Genomic DNA, 25,000 nt, shown 5'->3' on the forward strand with positions numbered 1-25,000 from the left:
TGGCGGGCTGATTTCGCTGCAGTCCTTCGCCTACATCCGCCACATCCGCATGAGCCTCGACCTCGATACCGCCGTCTTCACGCTGACCAACGCCGCCGGCCTCTCCATCCAGGTGATGGACCATGGCGCCACCTGGGTGTCCTGCCGCGTGCCGCTGCCCGGCGGCGCAGCGCGCGAGGTGCTGCTGGGCTGTGCGCGCCTCGACGACTACCGCCGGCAGACCGGCTACCTCGGCGCGACCATCGGCCGCTATGCCAACCGCATCGGCGGCGCGCGCTTCCCGCTCGACGGGCGCGAGGTGAGCGTGGCCGCGAACGAAGGCCACAACCAGCTGCACGGCGGGCCGGTCGGCTTCGACAAGCGGCTGTGGACGCTGGTCTCGCACACGCCGGCCGAGCTGGTGCTGTCGCTGGTCAGCGAAGACGGCGACCAGGGCTACCCGGGCCGCATGGAGACCACCGTGCGCTACCGGCTCGGCGACGACCTCAGCGTGCACGTCGAGCTCAGCGCCACCGTCAGCGCGCCGTGCCCGGTCAACCTCACCAACCACGCCTACTTCAACCTCGATGGCGACGCGCCCGCCGGCGACATCCGCGCGCACCGCCTGCGCATCGCGGCGCAGCAGTTCCTGCCGATCGATGCCGAATCGATCCCGACCGGCGAGCGGCGCGACGTGGCCGGCACCGGCTTCGACTTCCGCACGCCGCGCCCGATCGGCGAAGCGCTGATGCGCGACGAGCAGCAGCAGCTCACGCGCGGCTACGACCACTCGTACTGGCTCGACGACGCTTGCGCCGACGGCCGGGCGCCGGCCGCCGAGGTGTTGTCGGGCGACGGCCGCGTCACGCTCGCGCTGCACACGCGGCTGCCGGCGCTGCAGTTCTACAGCGGCAACTACCTGCCCGGCACGCCGACGCGCACGGCCGGCGCCACCTATGCGCAGCACGCCGGCTTCGCGCTCGAGCCGCAGTACTCGCCCGACACGCCGAACCACCCGGAGTGGCCGGGTTGCGTGCTGCGGCCGGGGCAGCGCTTCGAGCAGGCGCTGCACTACGTGTTCGCGGTGCGCTGAAAAGAAACGAAACACAGCGATACCGCCACGACAAGCCGCCGGGTGCCGCAGCGCCGACCATGCAGGCCATGTTCACACCTGCAGGAGGAATCTTCATGCGACCCTGGCTCAAACGCACCCTGATCGGCGTCTTCGGCGCCTCGGCCCTGTTCGGCGGCTTCGCGGCCTGGTCGCAGCACCCGCACGGCTTCGGGCGCTGGGAATCGATGAGCGAGGCCGATGTCGCGCGCTTCAAGTCGCGGGCGATCGACCATGCGACCCGCCGCCTCGACCTCGACGCGGTGCAGCAGGCGCGGCTCGGCGTGCTGATCGACACCTTGCAGCAGCAGCGCCAGGCCTTGCGCGGCAGCGCCGACCCGCGCGCACAGTTCCAGGCGCTGATGGGCGACGGCACCTTCGACCGCTGGCATGCGCAGGACCTGATCAACGGCAAGCTCGCGAGCGTGCGCGACGGCAGCCCGAAGCTGGTGGCGGCGGTCGGGGATTTCTATGACAGCTTGCGGCCGGAGCAGCAGCGGCAGGTGCGAGATTTCCTCCAGCGAAGGCACGGCCCGTGGAGCTGACAATCCGTCCATGCAACGCATCCTGCTGATCGACGACGACGAGCACCTGGCGGGGCCGCTGCGGACCTACTTCCACCGCCATGACCTCGATCTCGATGCAGTGACGAGGCCCAGCGCCGCGCTGCCGCTGCTGCGCGACCACGCCTACGACCTCGCGATCCTCGACGTGATGCTGCCCGAGATGGACGGCTTCCAGGTCTGCCGCGAGATCCGCCGCTTCAGCGACATCCCGATCCTGATGCTGACCGCGCGCGGCGACGTGATGGACCGCGTCGTCGGCATCGAACTCGGCGCCGACGACTACCTGCCCAAGCCCTTCGAGCCGCGCGAGCTGCTGGTGCGCATGCAAGCCATCCTGCGCCGCACGCGGCCGGCCTCGCTGCGCCTCGGCGTCGCGACGGTGCTGAACTTCGACGGCTTGCAGATCGACCTCGAACGCCACGAGGCGCGCCGCGACGGCCAGGTGCTCGAACTCACCAGCACCGAGTTCGCGCTGCTCGCACTGCTGGCCAAGATGCCCGGCCGGGTGTTCACGCGCGAGGAAATCCTCGAACAGCTGCGCGGCCAGTCGGCCGACGACCTCGTCACCCGCGCCGTCGACATCCTCGTCAGCCGGCTGCGCAAGAAGCTCGAACCGCTGGACTGCATCAAGACGCTGCGCAACGCGGGCTACCGCTTCGCCGCGGGGCGCATCGGGAACCCCGCTGAATGAATCCCTGGTCCAGGCCCTGGCACCAGGCCCGCCAGCGGGTCAGGCACTCGCTGAAGTGGAAGCTGGTGCGGCTGTTCCTGCTGCTGGCGATCGGCACCACGGTGATCTTCCTGGTCGGCGTGAAAGAGATCGTGCGCCAGGGCTGGCAGGGCTGGGGCCGGCCGTTGCTGGCCGACTACGTCACGCTGCTGGCCGCCGACATCGGCACACCGCCCGACATCGAGCGCGCGAAGGCGCTGGTCGCGCGGCTGCCGATCTCGCTGCACATCGACGGGCCGCAGGTGCAGTGGGACTCGCACCCCAATTCGCACCCGCAGCGCTCGGCGCCGTGGCAGCGCCTCCCGTCGCCCGGCGACCAAGAGGGGATGATCCACATCCGCACGCTGGCCGACGGCCACCGGCTGGTGTTCGGCCTCGCGCCGCCCAGCCCGGCGGCCCACCCGAAATGGGTCGGCTGGGGCACGCTGACGCTGCTGCTGGTGATCACCTGGCTGGCGTTCGGCCATGTGCGGCGGCTGATGCGCCCGCTGGACGACATCCGCGCCGGCGCGATCCGCTTCGGCCGCGGCGAGTTCGACGACGCGATTCCGGTGCGGCGCGACGACGAGCTGGGCGAACTGGCCCGCCAGGTCAACACGATGGCGCAGGAGATCCGCGCGATGCTCGACGCCAAGCGCGGCCTGCTGCTGGCCATCAGCCATGAGCTGCGCTCGCCGCTGACGCGGGCGCGGGTGAATGCCGAGCTGGTCGACGACAGCCCCGAGCGCAGCGCGCTGCTGCGCGACCTGGCCGAGATGCGCGACCTGGTCAGCGACCTGCTGGAAAGCGAGCGCCTCGCGTCCGGCCATGCCGCGCTGCAGCGCGAGCCGACCGACCTGAACGCGCTGGTCGCCGACACGCTGACGGCGCATTTCGCCGGCCAGCCGGTCGAGCAGCAGCTCGCGCCGGCGCTGCCGATGCTGGCGCTGGACCGGGTGCGGGTGCGGCTGCTGCTGCGCAATGCGGTCGACAACGCGCTGAGGCATGCGGCCGACGCGGCACGGCCGCCGGTCGTCAGCACCCGGCTCGCCGATGACGGCGGCGTGACGCTCACGGTGCGCGACCACGGCCCGGGCGTGCCGCCGGAGCAGCTGGCGCAGCTCAGCGAGGCCTTCTACCGGCTCGACCGCTCGCGCCAGCGCACCACCGGCGGTGTCGGCCTCGGGCTTTACCTGTGCCGGCTGGTCGCGCAGGCGCACGGCAGCGCGCTGCAGATCCGCGCGGCCGAACCGGGACTCGAGGTCTCGGTCAGGTTCGGCGCCACCCCCTCGGACGTGGGGGCCTGAGAGGGCACAAGCGAGGCCAGAACGTGAAGAAGTGACTTTCGGCAGATGTGGAGGGCTCCCCTCCTTTCTAGAGTCCACCCCATCGTCACTGTCTGCCGTCGCGCACCTCCATGAACGCCCTCCCCGTCGAAGAACTGCTGGCGCCGCTCTCCGACGACGCGCCCTGCGGGCCCGATCTGGAGTACGACCCGGCGTTCCTCGCGCTGGAAGAAGCCTCGCGCGGCAAGCCCGAGCAGCAGTTCGGCGACACCGTGATCCCGGCCGAAGACCCCGATTGGCGCACCGTGTTCGAGCAATCCCGCCAGCTCGCCGAACGCACCCGCGACCTGCGCGTGGCGGTGCTGCTGGCCCGCTCCGGCGCCCGCCAGCACGGCGTGACGGTCTATGCCGGCGCGCTGGCGCTGATCGCCGGCCTGCTGGAACGCCACTGGGACCACGCCTACCCGCTGCTCGACGCCGACGACAACAACGACCCGACGATGCGCCTGAACGCGCTGGCGCCGCTGGTCGACCCGTCGTTCGGCCTCGCTGACCTGCGCCACGCCCCGGTCGGCGGCGGCCGCTCCCAGCTCACCGTGCGCCAGATCGAACTCGCCGCCGGCAAGGCCCAGCCCGGCAGCAGCGAAACCGTGCCCACGGCCGAAGGCGTGCAGCAGGCGCTGAAGGCGGCCGAGGCGCAGACCCCCGGCACGCTGGCCGCGCTGAAGCAGACCGGCGACGAGATGGCCCGCATCGAGGCGGTGCTGATCGACAAGGTCGGCGGCAGCCAGGGCCCCGAGCTGCGTCCGCTGCGCGTGCTGGCCCAGTGCCTGGCGAGCGCCGCCGCGCAGGCGCTGGCCTCCGATGCCGACGCGGCCGCCGCTGAAGCCGGCGACGGCGCCGATGCCGGCGGCGCGGCCACCGGCGGCAGCGCCGTCGCGGTCGGCGCACTGCGCAGCCGCGAAGACGTGAGCCGCACGCTCGACCGCGTCTGCGAATGGATCGAACGCAACGAGCCCAGCAACCCGGCGCCGCTGCTGATCCGCCGCGCGCAGCGGCTGATGGGCAAGAATTTCATGGACATCATCCGCGACCTCGCGTCCGACGGCCTCGGCCAGGTCGAACGCATCGCCGGCAGTCCCGACCAGTGAACCAGGTCAACAGGCCCTAAACCACCGAACCCGCCCCAGAGGAGTCCACCATGGCCACCAGCAGTCAGAAATTCATCGCCCGCAACCGTGCGCCGCGCGTCCAGATCGAATACGACGTGGAGCTCTACGGCGCCGAGAAGAAGGTGCAGCTCCCGTTCGTGATGGGCGTGCTGTCCGACTTGTCGGGCAAGCCGGCCGATCCGCTCGCGCCCGTGGCCGACCGCAAGTTCCTCGAGTTCGACGTCGACAACTTCGACAGCCGCATGAAGTCGATGAAGCCGCGCGTCGCGTTCCAGGTGCCCAACACGCTGACCGGCGAAGGCAACGTCAGCGTCGACCTCACCTTCAACAGCATGGACGACTTCTCGCCGGCCGCCATCGCGCGCAACAACGACGCGCTGCGCAAGCTGCTCGAAGCCCGCCAGCAGCTGTCGAACCTGATCACCTACATGGACGGCAAGAGCGGCGCCGAGGAACTGCTGGCCAAGGTGATGGCCGACCCGGCGCTGCTGAGCAGCCTGGCCGGGGCCAAGAAGGCCGGCGACGAGCCGAAGGCCGAGTAAGCGCAGCGCGTCACAGGAGAAAGACATGGCAGAAGCACAGAACCAATCCTCCGCGCTGCAGGGCGTCGAATTCCAGGGCGGCGATTTCGCGAGCCTGTTGAACAAGGAATTCAAGCCCAAGAGCGACGAGGCGAAATCCGCGGTCGAGACGGCCATCCTGACGCTGGCGCAGCAGGCGCTGTCGCAGACCAAGCTGATCGGCACCGATGTCGTCAACTCGATCGAGGCGATGATCGCCGAGCTCGACAAGAAGCTCAGCGAGCAGATCAACCTGATCATGCACCACCCCGAATTCCAGCAACTGGAAAGCGCGTGGCGCGGGCTGCACCACCTCGTCAACAACACCGAGAGCGACGAGCAGCTGAAGATCCGCGTGATGAACATCAGCAAGCAGGAACTCGGCAAGACGCTGAAGCGCTACAAGGGCACGGCCTGGGACCAGAGCCCGATCTTCAAGCGCGTCTATGAAGAAGAGTTCGGCCAGTTCGGCGGCGAACCCTTCGGCTGCCTGGTCGGCGACTACTACTTCGGCCAGACCCCGCCCGACGTCGAGCTGCTGGGCGAGATCGCCAAGGTCTCGGCTGCGGCCCACTCGCCGTTCATCGCCGCCGCCGACCCGGGCCTGATGCAGATGGGCTCGTGGCAGGAACTCGCGAACCCGCGCGACCTGAGCAAGATCTTCACGACGCCCGAATACGCCGGCTGGCGCTCGCTGCGCGAATCGGACGACGCCCGCTACATCGGCCTCGCGATGCCGCGCTTCCTGGCGCGCATCCCGTACGGCGCGAAGACCAACCCGGTCGAGGCATTCAACTTCGAAGAAGACACCGGCGGCGCCGACCACACCAAGTACACCTGGGCGAACTCGGCGTACGCGATGGCGGTCAACATCAATCGTTCTTTCAAACAGTACGGCTGGTGCTCCCGCATCCGCGGCATCGAGTCGGGCGGTGCGGTCGAAGGCCTGCCGACGCATACCTTCCCGACCGACGACGGCGGTGTCGACATGAAGTGCCCGACCGAGATCGCGATCAGCGACCGGCGCGAGGCCGAGCTGGCCAAGAACGGCTTCATGCCGCTGGTGCACCGCAAGAACTCCGACTTCGCGGCCTTCATCGGTGCGCAGTCGCTGCAGAAGCCGGCCGAGTACGACGACCCGGACGCGAGCGCCAACGCCAACCTGGCCGCGCGCCTGCCGTACCTGTTCGCGACCTGCCGCTTCGCGCACTACCTGAAGTGCATCGTGCGCGACAAGGTGGGCTCGTTCAAGGAGCGCGACGAAGTGCAGCGCTGGCTGCAGGACTGGATCATGAATTACGTCGATGGGGATCCTGCCCACTCGTCGGAAGACACCAAGGCACGTCGCCCGCTGGCGGCGGCCGAGGTGGTGGTGGAAGAGGTCGAGGGCAACCCGGGCTACTACAGCTCGAAGTTCTTCCTGCGCCCCCACTACCAGCTGGAAGGTTTGACAGTGTCTCTGCGCCTGGTGTCGAAGCTGCCCTCGCAGAAGGTGGCCTGACACACAGGTGCAGGAAAGCGTGGCCGACGTGGAACCTCCCACGGCGTGCCGCGCGAATCGCAGCCCGGGAGGTTCAGCTTGCCGGGAAACGAAACAGAAACGCCGGGCGCGCGACGGAATCACCCAGACGTCGCGGCACCCCTCTCCCGGCATCCCACAAGCGGGTCAACTTAGTTGAAGGAGAAGCATCATGGCTGTAGACATGTTCATCAAGATCGGTGACATCAAGGGCGAGTCGAAGGACAGCTCGCACAAGGACGAGATCGACGTCCTGGCATGGAACTGGGGCTGCGCACAGAGCGCCTCGTTCGGCAACGGCGCCGGCGGCGGTTCGGGCAAGGTCAGCATCCAGGACCTGTCGCTGACCAAGTACGTCGACGCATCGTCGACCGCACTGGCGATGGCCAGCTTCAAGGGCACGCACATCAAGCAGGCCGTGCTGACCGTGCGCAAGGCCGGCGACAAGCCGCTCGAGTACATCAAGATCACGCTCGAGAGCGTCATCGTGTCGTCGCTGTCGACCGGCGGCAGCGGTGGTGAAGACCGGCTGACGGAAAACATCAGCCTGAACTTCGCGAAGTTCAAGATGGAATACACCACGCAGTCGGACACCGGCGGCAAGGGTTCCACCAGCACCGTCGGCATCGATCGCGAGAAGAACGAAGTCAAGTGATCGGTCGCAGGCTTCCTGCGCACGCCACGGATCGGCCTTCGGGCCTTTTCGTGGCGATCCCTTTTTGAAAACGCCAGCAAGGAAAGACCATGGCCAAGGCCGACATGTACCTGAAGGTCGAGGGCACGGCGCAGGGCCCGATCAAGGGCGAATCGCGCGATGCCAATCACACCGACGAGATCGAGGTCGTCGGCTGGAGCTGGGGCCTGGACGGCAATGCCACGGCCTTCGGCAGCGCGGCCGCCCGCACGACGATGCAGGAACTGGTCGTGCGCAAGCGCGTCGATTCGGCCAGCACCGGCCTGATGTCGGCGCTGCGCAGCAATGAAGTCATCAAGAAGGCGACGCTGGCGGTGCACAAGGCCGGCGGCGCCGCATCGATCCCGTACCTGACGATCACCGCCGAGAAGGCGCGCATCCTGTCGCACCGGCTGCGCAACGAGACCGATGGCGCACCGGAGCTGATCGAGGAGATCCGCATCGCGTTCTTCAAGGTGAAGGTCGAGTACCGCGCACAGGACTTGGCAGGCGCCGCCAAGGGCGTCAACACCTTCGAGAACGAAGTACAGGCAGCTTGACATGACGCCCGTCCAAGCTGCCGAGCAGGCCCTGAAAGAGGGCCGCACCGATGCCGCATTGAAGAGCCTGCAGGATGGCGTGCGCGCCAAGCCGGCGGACCCGAAGCTGCGCGTCTTCCTGTTCCAGCTGCTGTGCGTGCTCGGCCAGTGGCCGCGCGCGATGACGCAGCTGGAGGTGTGCGGCGAGCTCGACGCGTCGACGCTGCCGATGGTCAACACCTACCGCGAGGCGCTGAAGTGCGAGACGCTGCGCGAGGCGGTGTTTGCCGGCAAGACCACGCCGATGGTGTTCGGCCGACCGCAGGCCTGGGTGGCCTGGCTGGTCGAGGCGCTGATGGCCGATGCGCGGGGCGATGCGGCGCTGGCCGCGAAGCTGCGCACCGATGCGTTCGAGGCCGCGCCGCCGACGCCGGGCACGCTGAACGGCCAGCCGTTCGACTGGATCGCCGATGCCGATTCGCGGCTCGGCCCGGTGCTCGAGGCGCTGATCAACGGCCGCTACTGCTGGGTGCCGTTCAGCGCGCTGGCGAAGATCACGATCGAGGAACCGGCCGACCTGCGCGACATGGTATGGAGCGCCGCGCAGCTCGAATTCACCAACGGCGGCCAGTCGGTCGCGTTGATCCCGACCCGCTACCCCGGCACCGCGACCGAAGGCGATGCGCTCGCGCAGCTGGCGCGCCGCACCGAGTGGCAGGCACTGAATGAAGAGCACTTCCGCGGCATCGGCCAGCGCGTGCTGGCGCTCGGCGAGCACGACAGCGACCTGCTCGCGGTGCGCGAGATCACGCTCGATCCGCTGCCGGTGCCCGACGACGACGACCCCGTTGCACCGTGACCCAAGAGGTACGTGATCGCCTGCAGCCGGTCCTGCTCGACCGCCTGACCGACCTCGAGCCGCATTCGCGCGTCGAGTCGGACGACAGCCGCGTGATGAACAAGGCGCAGATCCGCGAGGCGGTGCTGCGCGACCTGTCGTGGCTGCTGAATGCCGTGAAGCCGATGCCGCTGCTGTCGGAGCAGTACCCGCTGGCGGGCGAATCGGTGATCAACTTCGGGCTGCCGCCGATGTCGGGCCAGCTCGCGTCGCGCATCGACGTGCCGCTGCTCGAACGCACCATCAAGCAGGCCATCCTGCGCTTCGAGCCGCGCGTGATGGAAGACTCGCTCGACGTGCGTGCGCTCGAGCCGTCCAGCGTGCTCGACACGCACAACGTGATCGAGTTCGAGATCCGCGGCTTCATGTGGGCCCAGCCGGTGCCGCTGGAGCTGCTGCTGCGCACCCAGGTCGACCTGGAAGCCGGCCAGATCCAGGTGCGCGACGCCGCGAGCAGCAGCCTCAAACGCAAGACCTGACGCGCCCGCCAGCATGGATCCGAATCTCCTGCGCCTGTACAACGACGAACTCGGCCACCTGAAAGAGGTCGGCGCCGAGTTCGCGAAAGAGTTCCCGAAGATCGCCGCGCGCCTGTCGATGGACGGCGTCGAGGTCACCGACCCGTATGTCGAGCGCCTGCTGGAGGGCTTCGCCTTCCTGGCTGCGCGCGTGCAGCTGAAGATCGACGCCGAGCACCCGCGGCTGATCCAGCACCTGCTCGAGACCGTCTACCCCGGCTTCCTGTCGCCGATGCCGTCGACGATGATCGCGCGCATGCGGCCCGATCCGCTCGACCCGAACCTGGCGCGCGGCTTCAGCGTGAAGCGCGGCAGCGCGCTGCACAGCGACATGCTGCGCGGCCAGAACACCCGCTGCGAATTCCGCACCGCGCACGACGTGACGCTGTGGCCGGTCGAGATCGACGCGGTGCAGTACTTCACGCACGCGCCCGACCTGCCGATCGCACACCTGCCGCCGGCCCGCCAGGTGCGCGGCGGGCTGCGCATCCGGCTGAAGGCGAGCGCCGGCCTCAAGTTCAGCCAGCTGCCGATGGAGCAGCTGAGCTTCTACATCAGCGCCGGCGACGACGTCGCGTTCCGCCTGCACGAGCTGGTGCTGGGCGCGAGCCTCGCGACCTGGGTGCAGGGCGGCGCGTCGCGTTCGCCGAACCAGGGCTATGCCGACGCCGCGTCGGTCGAGGCTGTCGGCTACGACGACGACCAGGCGCTGCTGCCCGACACGCTGCGCGGCTTCAGCGGCCACCGGCTGCTGCAGGAATACGCGGCGCTGCCGCAGCGCTTCCTGTTCTTCTCGGTCACCGACTTGGCGCGGCGGCTGGCGCGCATCGAGAGCAGCGAATGCGAGATCGTGCTGCTGTTCGGGCGCGGCGAGCCGGCGCTCGAATCGCTGGTCGATGCGAACAGCCTCGCGCTGTATTGCACGCCGGCGATCAACCTGTTCCCGAAGCGGCTCGATCGCATCCAGCTCGGCCCGGGCAGCTTCGAGCACCATGCGGTGCCCGACCGCACGCGGCCGATGGACTACGAGGTCCACACGATCGAGAGCGTGACCGGCTTCGGCACCGGCCAGGTCGCCGAGCAGCGCTTTCTGCCGCTGTATGCCACCTTCCACGAAGAGTCGCGCAACCACGGCGCGTTCTACACGCTGCGCCGCGAGCCGCGCCTGCTGTCGAGCCGGCAGCGCCTCGAAGGCCCGCGCTCGGCCTACATCGGCCAGGAGGTGTTCCTGTCGCTGGTCGACCCGCGCAACGCACCGTACCGCGAAGACATCCGCCAGGTCTCGCTGACCGCGCTGGTCACCAACCGCGACCTGCCGACGCTGCTGCCCGGCTCGGCCAGCACCTGGGCGCTCGACGTCGCCGGGCCGGCCGGCCGCATCGAGACGATGCGCGGCCCGTCGCGGCCGGTGCAGCGCATCGCGCGCGGCGATGTCGGCTGGTCGCTGGTGAGCCTGTTGACGCTGAACTACCTGAGCATCGCCGGCGAAGACCCGCGCCGCGCCGCCTCGGCGCTGCGCAGCCTGATGGCGCTGCACGGGCCGGAGCAGGACGTCAGCTGGGCCAAGCAGGTCGAGGGCATCCAGGAGGTGGACGCGCGCGCGGTGGTGCGCCGCCTGCCCTTCCCCGGGCCGCTGACCTTCGGCTGCGGCGTCGAGGTGACGACCACCGTCGACGAGCTCGGCTTCCAGGGCTCGAGCGCCTTTTTGCTCGGCTGCGTGCTGGAGCACTTCTACGCCCGGCATGCGTCGGCCAACAGCTTTTCAGAAACCATCGTCCGCTCGGCGACGCGCGGCGAGATCCTCCGATCGCAACCGCGCATCGGATCGAAGGCGATGCTGTGAGCACGCCGCCGCCCGACCCACAGGCCCTGCACGAACGCCGCACCCGGCTGTTCGACGAGATCGCGAAGCAGCCTTGGGCGCACGACTTCTTCGCGGTGATGCGCCAGATCGACGCGCTGTGGCCGCAGTCGCCGCGGCTCGGCTCGGCGCTGCGGCCCGGCGCCGAGCCGGTGCGGCTGGGCCAGGACCCGGAGCTCGATTTCGCGCCGGCCGGCGTGATGTCGTTCGAAGCGAACGAGCGCAACGTGCCGCGCATCGGCGTGCGCTTCTTCGGGCTGTTCGGCCCGATGGGGCCGCTGCCGCTGCACTACACCGAACACGCGCGCGACCGGCTGCGCAACCACGGCGACGCCACCTTCGCGCGCTTCGCCGACATGTTCCACCACCGCATGCTGCTGCTGTTCTACCGCGCCTGGGCGCAGTCGCAGCCGGCCGTGCAGGCCGACCGCGCGAGCGACGACCAGTTCGCCAAGTGGGTCAGCGCGCTGTTCGGCCAGGCGCCCGCCACGCTGCGCCGCGCCGACCAGGTGCCCGATGCCGCCAAGCGCTTCGTGGGCGGCCACCTGGCGAGCGCGACGCGCCGGCCCGAATCGATCGTCAAGGTGCTGCGCCAGTACTTCGCGGTGCCGATCCGCGTCGAGGCGCACGTCGGCCACTGGCTGCCGCTGCGCCCCGAAGACCGCACCCGCCTCGGCGGCCGCGGCAGCATGGGCGCGGCGCTCGGTGTCTCGGCAGTGGCCGGCAGCAAGGTCTGGGACCGCCAGTACAAGCTGCGGCTGCACATCGGCCCGCTGACGCTCGCGCAGTACCGCCAGTTCCTGCCCGGCCAGCGCTCGCTCGTCGAGCTGCGCGACTGGATGCGCCAGCTGCTCGGCTTCGAGATGCTGTGGGACCTGCGGCTAATCCTGCAGGGCAGCGCGGTGCCGGCACTCGGCCTGTCGAACGCCGCCCCGGCCGCGCTCGGGCTGACCAGCTGGCTCGGCCGCAAGACACCGCATCCCGACCGCGGCGAACTCCTCCTGAACCCGGCGCAGATGCATGCCGCTGGTTCGCATTCCTCCACCTAAGGGACCCAAGGAACGACCATGGCTGAAATCAGTCGCACCGCCCTCTTCGGCAAGCTCAACCCGATCGCCTACAAGGCCATCGAAGGCGCCACGGTGTTCTGCAAGCTGCGCGGCAACCCGTACGTCGAGCTGCAGCACTGGATCTACCAGATCCTCAACGGCAACGACAGCGACCTGCACCGCATCGTCAAGCACTACGAGCTCGACGGCGCGCAGCTGGTGGCCGACCTGACGCAGTCGCTCGACCGGCTGCCGCGCGGCGCCACCTCGGTGACCGACCTGTCGAGCATCGTCGAGAACGCGGTCGAGCGCGGCTGGGTCTACGGCTCGCTGATGTTCGGCGACCGCCAGGTGCGCACCGGCTACCTGCTGGTGGGCGCGCTGAAGACGCCGTCGCTGCGCAATGCGCTGCTGGCCATCAGCAAGCAGTTCGAGCGCATCAAGCTCGACGACCTGATCGACCGCTTCGGCTCGCTGCTGGCCAGCTCGCCCGAGCATGCGCAGGCCGCCAGCGACGGTGGCGCGCCGGGCGAGGCCAGTGAGGCCATCGCGCCGGCGGCGATGGGCAAGCAGGAGGCGCTGAAGCGCTTCACGACCGACCTGACCGAGCAGGCCCGCGGCGGCACGATGGACCCGATCGTCGGCCGCGACGACGAGATCCGCCAGGTGGTCGACATCCTGATGCGCCGGCGCCAGAACAACCCGATCCTGGTCGGCGAGGCCGGCGTCGGCAAGACCGCCATCGTCGAGGGCTTCGCGCAGCGCATCGCGCGCGGCGACGTGCCGCCGGCCCTGAAGGACGTGGAACTGCGCGCGCTCGACGTCGGCCTGCTGCAGGCCGGCGCCAGCATGAAGGGCGAGTTCGAGCAGCGGCTGCGCTCGGTGATCGACGAGGTGCAGGCGAGCGCGAAGCCCATCATCCTGTTCATCGACGAGACGCACACGCTGGTGGGCGCCGGCGGCGCGGCCGGCACCGGCGATGCCGCCAACCTGCTGAAGCCGGCGCTCGCGCGCGGCCAGTTGCGCACCATCGGCGCGACCACCTTCGCCGAGTACAAGAAGTACATCGAGAAAGACCCGGCGCTGACGCGGCGCTTCCAGAGCGTGCAGGTCGACGAGCCGGACGAGCCGAAGGCCATCCTGATGATGCGCGGCGTGGCGTCGACGATGGAGAAGCACCACAAGGTGCAGATCCTCGACGAGGCGCTCGAGGCGGCGGTGAAGCTGAGCCACCGCTACATCCCGGCGCGCCAGCTGCCGGACAAATCGGTCAGCCTGCTCGACACCGCGTGCGCGCGTGTCGCGGTGAGCCTGCATGCGACGCCCGCCGAGGTGGACGACTGCAGCAAGCGCATCGAGGCGTTGGAGACCGAGCAGGGCATCATCGGCCGCGAGTCGGCGATCGGCATCGACACGCGCGAGCGCAGCGCGCTCGTCACCGAGCAGCTCGGCATCGAGCGCAAGCGGCTCGACGAACTGAAGACGCGCTGGGCGGCCGAGAAGGGCCTGGTCGACACGCTGCTCGCGCTGCGCTCGAAGCTGCGCGGCGCGGCCGGCGCGGTCGAAGGCACCGGCAGCGCGCTGGAGAAGAACGCCGAGAAGGTTGCAGCGACGGTGGCGGCCGAGACACCGAAGCTGTCCGATGAAGACCGCGCCGCGACGCTGGCCGAGCTGAAGCAGGTGCAGGCCGAGCTGGCCACGCTGCAAGGCGAGCACCCGCTGATCCTGCCGACGGTCGACTACCAGGCGGTAGCCAGCGTGGTCGGCGACTGGACCGGCATCCCGGTCGGCCGCATGGCGCGCAACGAGATGGAAACGATCCTGAAGGTCGCGTCGCTGCTGAGCCAGCGCGTGATCGGCCAGGACCATGCGATGGAGATGATCGCCAAGCGCATCCAGACCTCGCGGGCCGGGCTCGACAACCCGAGCAAGCCGATCGGCGTCTTCATGCTGGCCGGCACCTCCGGCGTCGGCAAGACCGAGACGGCGCTCGCGCTGGCCGAGGCCTTGTACGGCGGTGAGCAGAACCTGATCACGATCAACATGAGCGAGTTCCAGGAGGCGCACACCGTCTCGACGCTGAAAGGCGCGCCCCCCGGCTACGTCGGCTACGGCGAAGGCGGCGTGCTGACCGAGGCGGTGCGGCGCAAGCCGTATTCGGTGGTGCTGCTCGACGAGGTCGAGAAGGCGCACCCCGACGTGCACGAGATGTTCTTCCAGGTGTTTGACAAGGGCTTCATGGAAGACGGCGAAGGCCGCTTCATCGACTTCAAGAACACGCTGATCCTGCTGACGACGAACGCCGGTACCGAGCTGATCGCCAACATGTGCAAGGACCCGGAGCTGATGCCCGAGGCCGAGGGGCTGGCGAAGGCGCTGCGCGAGCCGCTGCTGAAGATCTTCCCGCCGGCGCTGCTCGGCCGGCTGGTGACGATCCCGTACTACCCGCTGTCGGACGAGATGCTCGGGCAGATCGTCAAGCTGCAGCTCGGGCGCATCAAGAAGCGCGTCGAGACGCGCTACAAGATTCCGTTCGAGGTCGGCGACGACGTGGTCAAGCTGGTCGTGAGCCGCTGCACCGAGAGCGAATCGGGCGGCCGCATGATCGACGCGATCCTGACCAACACGATGCTGCCGGACATCTCGAAGGAATTCCTGACGCGGATGATGGACGGCACGCCGATCGAGCGCGTGAAGGTCAGCGTCGTCGACAACAACTTCCACTACGGGTTCTGAGGAAACATCCATGGCCCTCTTCGACAGCAAGCCCAAGGTCGCCCCGTACGTTGCACCGACCGGCCCGGTCACGATGGACAGGACGCAGTTCATCAACACGGTGCGACCGCGGCCGATCTACCGGCAGTACAGCCAGGCAGTGGGCCTGCTGCCGGCCGGTGTCGCGTTCGACAACGCCTTCACCGAATCGCTGCGTGCGATGGGCGCCGACGGCTTCTGGCACTTCGGCACCAATGCGAACTTCGGCAACCCGAGCGCGCTGCGCTTTGCCGATGCGGCCGGCCTGAACTTCTTCATGACCGCGATCGAGGGCATGTTCGAGATGGACCTGAAGCTGATCGAGCGGCGCGCGGCCTACGCGAACGGCTTGAAGGGCAAGGCCGGCTCCAAGCTGCTGCTGCCGCAGCTGCGGGCCGAGACGCAGTCCGAGGACAGCTACTACCAGGCGCCGATACCGGTGGCCCCGAAGCCCGGCGTGCCGGCGGTGCCGCCGCGCTCCGAGCGCTCGCTCGACCAGGCCCGGGGCCTGGCCTGGCTGACGAACGGCGTGCAGGGCGACGCGTCGGCCTACTCGCAGGTGCTGCTCGGGCTGGTCAAGCGCGACGGCAGCTTCCCGCTGGGCGGCAACCTCGCGCCGCTGCAGGCGGCCTGGCAGCGGATGGTGCCGCTGGCACCGGCCTATCGGGGCTGGAACAACGCCGCCGGCATGCAGAAGTACCCGTCGAACGTCGGCGGTGCGAAGGTGCTGGGCGACGTGCTGTCCGACCTGAGCACCTCGCCGATGCCGGCGCAGGGCAGCGACGACTGGTACGAGCTGGCGCTGTACCTGATGGGCGCGATCATCACAACGCAGGCCTTCACCGACGGCAACAAGCGCGCCGCCCGGCTGGCCTACGTGCTGATGCTGCTGAGCGGCGGCGTGCCGATGATCGTGCCGAACAACCGCCTGGGCGCGACGCTCGGGGACATGTGAGTCCTGAGGACCGCACCGTGAGCGAACCCGCTGACCTCGGCCTCGACGAAGCGCTGCAGTTCGCGATCGGGCTGCACCAGAACCAGCAGCTCGAAGGCGCCGAGCAGGTCTACCGCCGCGTGCTCGCGGTGGCGCCGGACCACCCCGACGCGCTGCACCTGCTGGGCATGGTGCTGCACCAGACCGGCCGCGGCGACGAAGGCATCGCGTCGATCCGGCGCGCGATCGAGCTGGTGCCTGATTACGCGGGCTACCACAACAACCTCGGCAACATCCATGTGTCGCGCCACGAACTGCCCGAGGCCACCGCGGCCTACGAGCGCGCGGGCGCGCTGCAGCCGGGCAGCGCCGACCTGCAGAACAACCTCGGCTCGCTGTACCGCGCGCAGAAGCGCCCGGCCGACGCGCGGGCCGCGTACCTGCGCGCGATCGAGCTCGACCCGCGGCACCTGAACGCGCACAACAACCTCGGGTTGCTGGCGGCCGCGCAGGACGACCTGCCGGAGTCGATCCGCTGGTACTGCAAGTCGATCGAGCTGCTGCCCGAGCACCCGGACGGCCGCAAGCTGCTGGGCATGACCTACTACACGATGGGCAAGGTGCGCGAGGCGGCCGAGGTGTTCCGCCAGTGGCTGGCCGAGGAGCCGGGCCACCCGATGGCGCAGCACATGTTCGCGGCGTGTTCCGGCAGCGGTGCGCCGGAGCGGGCCTCGGACGACTACGTCGAATACACCTTCGACCACTTTGCCGACAGCTTCGAGACGCAGCTGAACGAGCGGCTCGACTACCGCGCGCCGCAGCTGTGCGCGCAGATGCTCGCGCGGCTGCTGCCGCCGGCGGCGAAGCAGTTCACCGTGCTGGATGCCGGTTGCGGCACCGGCCTGTGCGGCCCGCTGGTGGCGCCGTGGGCGCGCGTGCTGGCCGGCGTGGACCTGTCGGGCGGCATGCTGAAGCACGCTCAGACCAAGGGCGTCTACGGCGACCTGTACAAGGCCGAGCTGACCGAGTTCCTGCGCGAATCACCGGGCCAGTGGGACGTGATGCTGTCGGCCGACACGCTGTGCTACTTCGGCGACCTGATGCCGTTGATGGCGGCGGCGAGCGGCTCGGTGAAGGCGGGCGGGCTGATGGTGTTCACCGTCGAGGCGCTGCCCGACGACCGCCCGGAGATGTTCCACCTGGAGCCGCACGGCCGCTATGCGCATGCGCGGGCGCACGTGGAGGCGGCGCTGGCGGCGAACGGGTTCACGCTGGTGGAGATCGGCCGCGAGACGCTGCGGCAGGAGGGTGGGAAGCCGGTGACGGGGTGGTTGGTGGCAGCTCGGCGGTGAGGCATCAGCGGCTCGACCGTCCCCTGTTGGCGGAGCGGGCTGTCGGAGGAATGGAAAGAGGTCCTTCAGTCGTCAATTCGATGAGATGGCGTGGACTGAATGCTTGATCGGTGACCGACGCGCCCTGGATGCGGTCGATCCTGTAGGCGCGAGACTCCCCGGAATCGCTGCGTGTCGCATACAGAACGAAATTCCCATCGCGCGTTTCCCTGAGCGAGTACGGCTCGATCCGGCGCGCGCTGCCGTCGTAGGCCAGATCGACGCAAAGGTGATTGGCCGCTGCGAATCGAATGATCTCCAGCGGGCCTCGGGTTCGCATCGGAATGCCACGCGGAAGCTCACGCGTACGGACCGTGATTTCGGCGCCACTGGTCGAGATCGCGGCGGGATGAGGCACTTCCTCACCACCCATGATCCAGGCAAATACCTCCGGCAACGCCGCCCAGAAGTCCGCGACAGGCGGAAGCACCGGCAACTGATGGCCGAGCATGTTGTCCCACATCGCTTCCAGATCGCTCCGGTGCGGTTCAAGGCTTTCGAGCGAGGGCAAGGCGATGCCTTTGTAGTCGCACTTCCTTGTCAGCACATCGCGCAGCAATGCCGCCGAGGGCCGCGTATCGCCGTGGCGGTAGAGGTTGATGACGTCATAGAGATCACGCGGACGCGTGCGCTCTCCAAGTGCACGGATCTTTTCGCCGAACGCCTCTTCATAGGCATAGCTGTTGATCCACATGCCGCCTTCAGGACTGTCGGTGTACGGGTGGAACACAGCACGCCTGACAGAGGGAAGCACGAGCGCTTCGTCGGCCGTGAGATCGAGCTTGATCTTCGGCCAACCGCCCGCCCCCGACGTCGGCGAGACGGGGCCGCGATAGCCAACCTTGCCCTGGCACGAAAGGCGGCCTCGCGGATTCTTGTAGATGTCGAAAGACAGTTGATCCGCAGGAAGAGCAAGGCCGGACTCGTCGGACACCCACTCGACAACGTCACCCAGCACGCGCCGCAGAAAGCCTTGATCGAGGCCGGCTTCATCGCGCAGCGTGAAGTCGAGGTCCTCCGAGAAGCGGTAGGTCTCGAAGTAGCACTTCTTCAGGCAGGTACCGCCCTTGAACACCCATGCGTCTGCGAGCTCCGGATGCGCGTGAATCCCTGCCAGCAACCACCCGAGGACATAGTCCTTCTCGACGACGCTTGGCTGCAAGCCGAGCGATGACGCTGTCTCGAGAATCTCGCGCTTGTCGATCATGCAAGCCGCTCCTTCCAGCGTGCAGGAACCCACAGGTTCCACGCGGTGACGAGCTGACCACAGTCCAGCCCGGGATCCAGCTTGGCATTGCCCTGGGTCATGCGCTCGCGGCAGGCCGCAGCGAGCGCTTCATCGTGAAGGTGCACTTCCGCCAGGAAGCCAAGGCGTTTGAAGATGGCGCCGTTGCCGAAATTCGCAGCGTGCGCAAGCAACAATTCCTGATCGGCATGGCGCAGCTTCCGATACTCGAGAAGGCAGTCTGCGACGTGATCAATGCCGCCTCCCGTCTGCGGCAATGCGAGCATGTCGATCAACGTGCGCGCAGGATCCGAAAGGTTGACTCGCGTCGTTCCGCGCCACACCGCTTTGACGCCGAAGTAGCGCTTCTTCGAAAGGTGATGGGCGAGGAAGGTCACGCCCTGCGCAATCACACGGTGCTCGCCGACGCGCCGCGTTGTGAAGACCACGGTTTCGTTGAACAGTTGCTCCGTGAGGTCCCAATGGTGGGCAGCAGTCCAGCCGCCGATGTACGCCTCGCCGAAAAGAGAAGGCACCAGCACCCACGGGTCGCTGACCACCTGATTGCTTGTTGCCAGGTCGAGTGGCACGGGAACATACAGTCCATGCCCGATGCGGCGCATCCAGCCTTGGCTGGACCATCGGGAAAGAAGCTTCGCCGCTGCGTTGCGGTCGAGTTCAAGCGACTGCGCCGCAGTCTCTATGGAAATCACGTCCTTTGTGGCGCGCAGGACTGTGGCCAGACGAGCCCTGTTGGCTGGTAAAACTCCGTTCATGACTACAAAATAACACGCGAAATTCCCATTTTCAAGGAATTTCGCGCATTGCCATGTAGTTCAACGCTGGCGAACGGGCGCTGCGCTCACAGCGACTCCAGAAACGCCACCACCGCATCGCGATCCGCCTTGCTCATCGCCTCGAACTTCGCTCGGCTGCCACTGCCCTCGCCGCCGTGCCAGCCGATGGCCTCCACCAGCGTCCGCGCCCGCCCGTCGTGCAGGTAGCGCACGGGGCTCGCATCCGCGAAGCCGGTTTCCTTCTGCACGTACTTCAGCGAGCCCAGGCCCCACAGCGGCTGCGTGCGCCACATGCTCGGGCCCGCCTGGCCTTCGGTCATCGTGTCGGCCAGCTCCGCGCCCATGTCGTGCAGCAGCACGTCGGTGTACGGGTGGATGGTCTGGTTGCGCAGTTCCTGGAACGGGTGATTCGCGCCCGTCTTCAGTTCGGCGGTGTGGCACCCGGTGCAACCCGCCTGCGCGAACAGCTGGTTGCCGCGCGCGATGGCCGTGCGCGTCGCATCGCTGATGTCGTGCTCGGGCGGAGTGACCRTGCCGTCGGTGTAGCCGCTCGCGTACTTGCGCTGCGCCGGCACGCCCAGCAGTTGCAGGTACGAGGCCACGCGTTCCAGCTCCAGGTCGCTCATCGACGGCGTCGCGGTGCTGGTCTTGCAATCGGCGGCGCCGCGCAGGCAGCCCAGCGACTTGAAGGCCGGGCTGGTGACACCCATGTCCTGCAGGAAGGCCCCCGCCGCCTGCTGGCGCACGGTCGCCTTGCCGGCCTTCCAGCCGTAGCGGCCAAGGTGGCGCTGGCCGGTCTCGGGGTCGATCGACCAGTTCGGCACGCCGCGGATGCCGTCGCCGTTCGCATCCTGCGGATCGGCCTGCGCAAGGATCGTGGTCTCGTCCAGCGCCTCGATCAGCCCCATGCCCACCACCTGCGGCGCCTGCCGCACCGACAACTGCGCCGGCACCGGTCCCTTGAACGCATAGACCGGCTTCTGCAGCTCGACCGTCTCGCCACCGGCCAGCGTGCGCACCGTCTTCACGAACGACTGGATCGAGACCCCGTAGTCGGGCGCCCCGGCCGTGCGCGACAGCTGCTGCACGTTGACGCCGTAGGTCGCGTCGGGCGTCACGCCTGACGTGCTGCTGGCCGCTGCGGTCAGCACCGCGAACTTGTTCAGCGGCGTACCGATGTCGGCCGCCGGGCTGCGGCCGTTCAAGGTGTGGCAGCCCAGGCAGCGCACTTCGTTGAAGCGTTCGCCCAGCTGGTTCGCATGCGCGGTGAACACCGGGTTCACCGTCGGGCTCTCGGAGTGCTTGCCATCGAGGAACGAGGTGTGGAACAGCCGGCGCCCTTCGACGAAGCGCTGCATGTTGGCGATGCCGATGTTGTTGGCCGCCTGCTGGAACACGCGGTGCGGCTCTTCCGAATAGTTGTACGAGACGCTGGCCTGGCCGCCCAGCAGCGCGTCGTCGGGCAGCGGCGTGGTGTCGAGCTTCGGCGCGATGCCGTACCACGGCACCATGCCCTTGCCCACCACGTAGAGCTGCTCGAACGAATAGTCGCGGTTGTGGCCGCCATCGATCAGCGCGATGTCGGTGCCGGGCGTGTAGTCGAGGAACACGCCGGGCGACATCTCGATCTTGTCGCCGAGCTTCAGCTTGTTGTTCGCCCGCGTGATGCCCTGGTACTGCGCCTCGTCGGCCATGCGCCAGTAGTCGGTGATGCTCTGCGCCACGCACAGGTCGGCGATCGCGGTGGCGGGGTTGCAGCGCTGCGTGCCGTCCTTCGGGTTGGTGTAGCCGACGCCCATCTTCCAGCCGTACTCGATGACGTTCGGGTCCAGCCGGCGGAAAGCGCTGAAGCTGTTGTTGATCATCGTGCCGACGTTCGGCTTCAGGTAGGCAGTGATCTTCTGGCGGCCGGCCGGCACCTCGTCGCGGATCACCAGGCCGAAGGTGCGGTTCTGGAAGTAGAACGGCGGAAAGGCGAAGTAGCTGCCCGGTCCCTTGTCGACGGTGTCGGTCCACGGCTCGCCGCCTTCGCGCGCATGGCGCGGGGTCGGGCGAAAGCCGGCGTACGTGACCAGCGTGCCGTCGGCCTCGGTGACCTGGATCTGCTCGATCACCTGAGTGCTGCTGGTGAACAGCGGCACGTAGTCGGTCGCACCGGTGTCGGCCGGTGCGGGCGCGGGCGCCGACGAGACGGGGGTGCTGGGGGACGGTGCGGGGGCTGGCGCTGGTGCCGGCGCTGGGGACGGAGCAGGCGCCGGGGCGGGCGCCGCCGAAGGTGTCGGCGCCGGAGCGGGTGCGGGTACCGGCGAAGGTGCATTGCTCGTCGGCGGGGGGCTGCTCGCCGGGCTCGAATCATCGCCTCCGCCCGAGCCGCAGGCCGACAGCGCCATCGCGGTGCTGAACAACATCGCCACCGTGGCGAGTGTTCGTGACCTGTCGTTCCGACCTGCTCCTGCTGGCGTGCGCTTCTGATTCATGGAACCCTCCCGTTGGCGTGTTGCTGATACGGGCAGTTACTTGCCCGCGCTGGCATTCGATTTGTTCGGACACCAGTTGCAAGAGGCATTCCAGACAGGGAGCGTCACTTCACCAGTTGTGGATCTCCGCGTTCACGTAGGTGAAGTCGTTCGGGATCGCCAGGTTCGAGTACGAGAAGGACAGGCTCACCTCCAGCGAGGTCACCTGGTGCCACCAGCCGAGCGGCAGGAAAATCGTTTCGCCCGGCTCGACGACCACATCGAGCACCTTCACGCTCGCGAAATCGGGGTAGCGCACCAGGTCCGGCGCGTCGAGGTCGATCGGGCTGTAGACGCGGAAGTGGTTGTAGAGCTTCGGCGTTTCCAGCGGCGAGATGAAGCGCCAGCGCTTGCGCCCGACGATCTGCGTGTGCATCAGCATCAGCGTGTCGTGGTGCAGCGGCGTGCGCGTGCCGGCCGGGCCGAACCAGAACGACGAGCGCGCCGCCAGTTGCGCCGGGTCGCAGATCTCGGGCAGCGTGCCGATGTCCTTCAGCAGCGGCGCGAACTCCGGGCGCCGCAGCACCTCGTTGTTGGCCGTCAGGTAGTAGTCGTTGGTCGCGCCGCCGGCCAGCACCTGGTCGACGAAGTTGCCCAGCCGCACGGTGCGCCGGTGCTCGAGCTTGTTCTGCTCGTAGTTCGAATCGGCGTTGCGCTCGGCCTGGATCTCGACGTCGAGGTGGCCGAAGCGGGTCTTCAGGTCCTGCGGCGACCAGCGCGTGCGCGCCGGCCAGTCGCGCGCCGCTTCGGTGAGCACCAGCGGGCGGCTGCCGCGCACGTAGCGCTCGATGAACTCGTCGCGCGACACGTGGCTGCGCTTCTCGACCCGCCCGTAGTGCGGCGACGATTCCCACAGCTTCTGCTGGTTCGCGAGCACCGATTCGAACTTGCGCTGCATCTGCTGGTAGCGCTTGGCCGCGAGGTAGGCCGGGTCGTTGTCCATGCGGATGATCGCGGCCTCGGATTCGGCGCGCGACAGGCCGGCGGCCGTCATCGTCTGCAGCATCGACTCCATCGCGCAGTTGCGCAGCTTGTTCTCGGCCACCCACTGCAGCCAGCCGTTGTCGACCGGGCGGGCCTCGATCTCGCGCGGGCGCGGCGCGGGCATCAGCGTGGAAGAGTTCATGGCAGAGCGGGTCTCGGTTGGGGTTGAAGCGATGCGGCCGGCGCGGCGGCCGCGGAGGTGTCGAGCGTGTCAGCAGCGCCCGTGCCGCGCAAGCGGCGGCGCCACGGCACCTCGATGAAGCGGTAGCAGAGCACGGAAGCGGCCACGGTGCCGAGCAGGAACAGCCCGTGCACGATCGGCGTGCCGGCCTCGCCGAGCCAGCCCAGCCGCAGGAAGGTCGTCACCGACCAGTGGATGATGTAGAGCGCATAGCTGGCCTCGCCGAGCAGCACCATCCACGGCCGCTCCAGCAGCAGGCTGAGGAAGGTGCGACCCGACGCGACCGCCAGGATCAGCGCGCTGAACGGCACGATGAAGATGCCGTATTTCATCGCCACGTCGAGCAGCCAGCGCCACATCTCGGGGCCGGTGTAGTCCGGCAGGCCGATGCGCACGCCGGCGGCCACCAGCGCGAGCAGCACGATCGCATCGCGCACGCGGCGGGCGCGCGCATCGGTGCCGGTCAGCCAGGCGGCGCGCGGCGCGGTGCCGGCGCGCAGCTGCAGGAACGCGAGGCCGGTCAGGCAGCCGCCGAGGAATTCGCTGTAGCGCAGCAGCGGGTTGTAGACCAGCACGATGTACTGCGTCTGCGGCTCGGCATGCAGCACGAAGTTCATCCACCAGATCACGGCCACGTAGGCGCCGATGCCGAGCGCGACGGTGGCGGCCATCAGCAGCGCGAGGCCGCGCAGCCGCAGGCGCAGGCGCAGCAGGCCGGCGCACAGGAACGGGAAGGTCGCGTAGAAGAAGAACTCGGCGGCCACGCTCCAGGCCGGTGTGTTCCAGAACATCGCGAACGGCACCGCCGGCACCCAGGCCTGCAGCCCGACCAGGTTCAGCAACCACGAGGCCCACCAGGTCTGCCCGACCTCGGCCAGCTGGCCGGCCTGCGCGCGCTCGATCACATGCCACGGCGTGTCGAGCAACAGCCCGAGCAGGTAGATCGGGTAGATGCGGGCGAAGCGCAGGCGCTGGAAGCGCCAGAAGCGTCCATCGCGAACACCGCCGGCGAACCAGTCGTGATAGCGATAGGTCAGGATGAAGCCGCTCAGCACGAAGAAGAACGTGACGCCGTACTGGCCGCCGACGATCGCGCGCAGCAGCGCGTCGGGGAACGGCCCGAAGAGGTCGCGGTAGTGCAGCACGAGCACCGCGAAGGCTGCGATGAAGCGCAGGCTGGTCAGCTCGGGCAGGTTCTCCTGCGGGGCGGTGTTGGCGCCGTGCAATGCCATGAAGATCCCTCCGATGCGGTCGACGCGGGCGTCCTGGGTGGCGCCCGTCTGCCCTCTTCCATTGCGCCGGGAATGTTACGGGCGCCGAGGGGCGTTGGACAACGGGGAATTGCCGGATCGGGGTGTGGAGGCGTAACGGTTGGTGAGCGCGGGCTGCCGGCCTGGCTTCAGAGCACGTAAGCGCTGGTGTACGCGAGAACGGTGAGGCACGTCATCCCACCGAAGACGACGGCAATCTTGCGAACCGGCCATGCACGGGCCGCCGCCAGGTACCCGGTCACGGCGAAGCAGATCGACGGAAGGAACAAGGTCGCCAGCAGCACCGGCAGGCCCCACCACTTGGGGCAATGCTCCAGGTCGCAGCCATTGCGCCTGGGTCGGAGATGGGGCAGATCAGCATGGCTCAGGATATAGAGGCAAGCCCACGTCAGCGCCAAGCCGGCAAGGAATGCTGCAAGTGAGGCCAGCACGGTCATCAACAACCGGCCGAGGTTCGATGGCTTCATTGAGCGCGCCCGCTCCGTCGACTTGCCCATAGAAGGATTC

Annotated in this window: 22 protein-coding genes; 16 read left to right on the top strand and 6 right to left on the bottom strand. The window is 68.4% G+C overall.

Translation table 11 applies throughout. From position 1 onward, the window contains the following. The first annotated feature begins 49 nt into the window (after positions 1–49). The 16 genes from galM to ACXJLU_RS12490 all read left to right on the top strand — a co-directional run bounded on the left by galM (position 50) and on the right by ACXJLU_RS12490 (position 17,480). Entirely contained in the window at positions 50–1,072 is a 1,023-nt protein-coding gene (galM, locus tag ACXJLU_RS12415; protein WP_457331273.1) for a galactose-1-epimerase, read from the top strand. 95 nt (positions 1,073–1,167) lie between these two features. Then, positions 1,168–1,635 (top strand): Spy/CpxP family protein refolding chaperone, encoded by a 468-nt coding sequence (locus tag ACXJLU_RS12420; RefSeq protein ID WP_073463622.1) that lies wholly within the window; start codon positions 1,168–1,170, stop codon positions 1,633–1,635. A 10-nt stretch (positions 1,636–1,645) separates the two neighbouring features. Then, a complete protein-coding gene (locus tag ACXJLU_RS12425) occupies positions 1,646–2,347 on the top strand; it encodes a response regulator transcription factor (protein WP_457331275.1) in 702 nt (233 codons plus the stop codon). Further along, on the top strand, positions 2,344–3,672 hold the full coding sequence (locus ACXJLU_RS12430; RefSeq protein ID WP_457331277.1) for a sensor histidine kinase: 1,329 nt from the start codon (positions 2,344–2,346) through the stop codon (positions 3,670–3,672). The genes ACXJLU_RS12425 and ACXJLU_RS12430 overlap by 4 nt, the downstream gene beginning before the upstream one ends. A gap of 110 nt (positions 3,673–3,782) precedes the next feature. Beyond that, on the top strand, positions 3,783–4,802 hold the full coding sequence (tssA, locus tag ACXJLU_RS12435) for a type VI secretion system protein TssA (protein WP_457331279.1): 1,020 nt from the start codon (positions 3,783–3,785) through the stop codon (positions 4,800–4,802). Between the two features lie 50 nt (positions 4,803–4,852). Next, the gene (gene tssB / locus ACXJLU_RS12440) at positions 4,853–5,365 is read left to right on the top strand and encodes a type VI secretion system contractile sheath small subunit (RefSeq protein ID WP_073463630.1); all 513 of its coding nucleotides are present in this window, start codon (positions 4,853–4,855) and stop codon (positions 5,363–5,365) included. 25 nt (positions 5,366–5,390) lie between these two features. Continuing rightward, positions 5,391–6,884, top strand: coding sequence for a type VI secretion system contractile sheath large subunit (gene tssC, locus ACXJLU_RS12445; RefSeq protein WP_457331281.1), 1,494 nt, complete (start codon positions 5,391–5,393; stop codon positions 6,882–6,884). Positions 6,885–7,074: 190 nt separating this feature from the next. After that, a complete protein-coding gene (locus ACXJLU_RS12450) occupies positions 7,075–7,557 on the top strand; it encodes an Hcp family type VI secretion system effector (RefSeq protein ID WP_073463634.1) in 483 nt (160 codons plus the stop codon). Between the two features lie 89 nt (positions 7,558–7,646). Beyond that, a complete protein-coding gene (locus tag ACXJLU_RS12455) occupies positions 7,647–8,135 on the top strand; it encodes an Hcp family type VI secretion system effector (RefSeq protein WP_457331284.1) in 489 nt (162 codons plus the stop codon). A 1-nt stretch (position 8,136) separates the two neighbouring features. Continuing rightward, on the top strand, positions 8,137–8,973 hold the full coding sequence (locus ACXJLU_RS12460) for a type VI secretion system accessory protein TagJ (protein WP_457331286.1): 837 nt from the start codon (positions 8,137–8,139) through the stop codon (positions 8,971–8,973). Then, positions 8,970–9,491: a type VI secretion system baseplate subunit TssE gene (tssE, locus tag ACXJLU_RS12465; protein ID WP_457331288.1), complete on the top strand. Its 522-nt coding sequence runs from the start codon at positions 8,970–8,972 to the stop codon at positions 9,489–9,491. Before ACXJLU_RS12460 ends, tssE begins: the two co-directional genes overlap by 4 nt. 13 nt (positions 9,492–9,504) lie before the next feature. Further along, positions 9,505–11,373, top strand: a complete 1,869-nt coding sequence (gene tssF / locus ACXJLU_RS12470) for a type VI secretion system baseplate subunit TssF (protein ID WP_457331290.1) — start codon at positions 9,505–9,507, stop codon at positions 11,371–11,373. Further along, positions 11,370–12,440: a type VI secretion system baseplate subunit TssG gene (tssG, locus tag ACXJLU_RS12475; protein ID WP_457331292.1), complete on the top strand. Its 1,071-nt coding sequence runs from the start codon at positions 11,370–11,372 to the stop codon at positions 12,438–12,440. The genes tssF and tssG overlap by 4 nt, the downstream gene beginning before the upstream one ends. An 18-nt stretch (positions 12,441–12,458) precedes the next feature. Next, a complete protein-coding gene (tssH, locus tag ACXJLU_RS12480; RefSeq protein WP_457331294.1) occupies positions 12,459–15,176 on the top strand; it encodes a type VI secretion system ATPase TssH in 2,718 nt (905 codons plus the stop codon). A 10-nt stretch (positions 15,177–15,186) separates the two neighbouring features. Then, on the top strand, positions 15,187–16,149 hold the full coding sequence (locus ACXJLU_RS12485) for a hypothetical protein (RefSeq protein ID WP_457331296.1): 963 nt from the start codon (positions 15,187–15,189) through the stop codon (positions 16,147–16,149). Positions 16,150–16,166: 17 nt separating this feature from the next. Then, on the top strand, positions 16,167–17,480 hold the full coding sequence (locus tag ACXJLU_RS12490; RefSeq protein WP_457331298.1) for a tetratricopeptide repeat protein: 1,314 nt from the start codon (positions 16,167–16,169) through the stop codon (positions 17,478–17,480). A gap of 4 nt (positions 17,481–17,484) precedes the next feature. On the opposite strand, the gene ACXJLU_RS12495 is transcribed toward ACXJLU_RS12490, so the two are convergent. The 6 genes from ACXJLU_RS12495 to ACXJLU_RS12520 form a co-directional block, all read right to left on the bottom strand. Next, a complete protein-coding gene (locus ACXJLU_RS12495) occupies positions 17,485–18,726 on the bottom strand; it encodes a nucleotidyl transferase AbiEii/AbiGii toxin family protein (protein ID WP_457331300.1) in 1,242 nt (413 codons plus the stop codon). Beyond that, the gene (locus tag ACXJLU_RS12500; RefSeq protein ID WP_457331302.1) at positions 18,723–19,520 is read right to left on the bottom strand and encodes a type IV toxin-antitoxin system AbiEi family antitoxin domain-containing protein; all 798 of its coding nucleotides are present in this window, start codon (positions 19,518–19,520) and stop codon (positions 18,723–18,725) included. The genes ACXJLU_RS12495 and ACXJLU_RS12500 overlap by 4 nt, the downstream gene beginning before the upstream one ends. A gap of 86 nt (positions 19,521–19,606) precedes the next feature. After that, positions 19,607–22,018 carry a di-heme oxidoreductase family protein gene (locus tag ACXJLU_RS12505; RefSeq protein WP_457331304.1) on the bottom strand — a complete coding sequence of 804 codons (2,412 nt, stop codon included), beginning with the start codon at positions 22,016–22,018 and terminating at the stop codon, positions 19,607–19,609. 109 nt (positions 22,019–22,127) lie between these two features. Beyond that, positions 22,128–23,183, bottom strand: coding sequence for a cupin-like domain-containing protein (locus ACXJLU_RS12510; protein ID WP_073463663.1), 1,056 nt, complete (start codon positions 23,181–23,183; stop codon positions 22,128–22,130). Then, the gene (locus tag ACXJLU_RS12515) at positions 23,180–24,454 is read right to left on the bottom strand and encodes an acyltransferase family protein (protein WP_457331306.1); all 1,275 of its coding nucleotides are present in this window, start codon (positions 24,452–24,454) and stop codon (positions 23,180–23,182) included. The genes ACXJLU_RS12510 and ACXJLU_RS12515 overlap by 4 nt, the downstream gene beginning before the upstream one ends. A gap of 167 nt (positions 24,455–24,621) precedes the next feature. Then, complete coding sequence (locus tag ACXJLU_RS12520; protein WP_457331307.1) at positions 24,622–24,990, bottom strand: hypothetical protein; 369 nt, start codon at positions 24,988–24,990, stop codon at positions 24,622–24,624. Between the last annotated feature and the right edge of the window lie 10 nt (positions 24,991–25,000).

The sequence above is a fragment of the Rhizobacter sp. P5_C2 genome, from assembly GCF_054049715.1.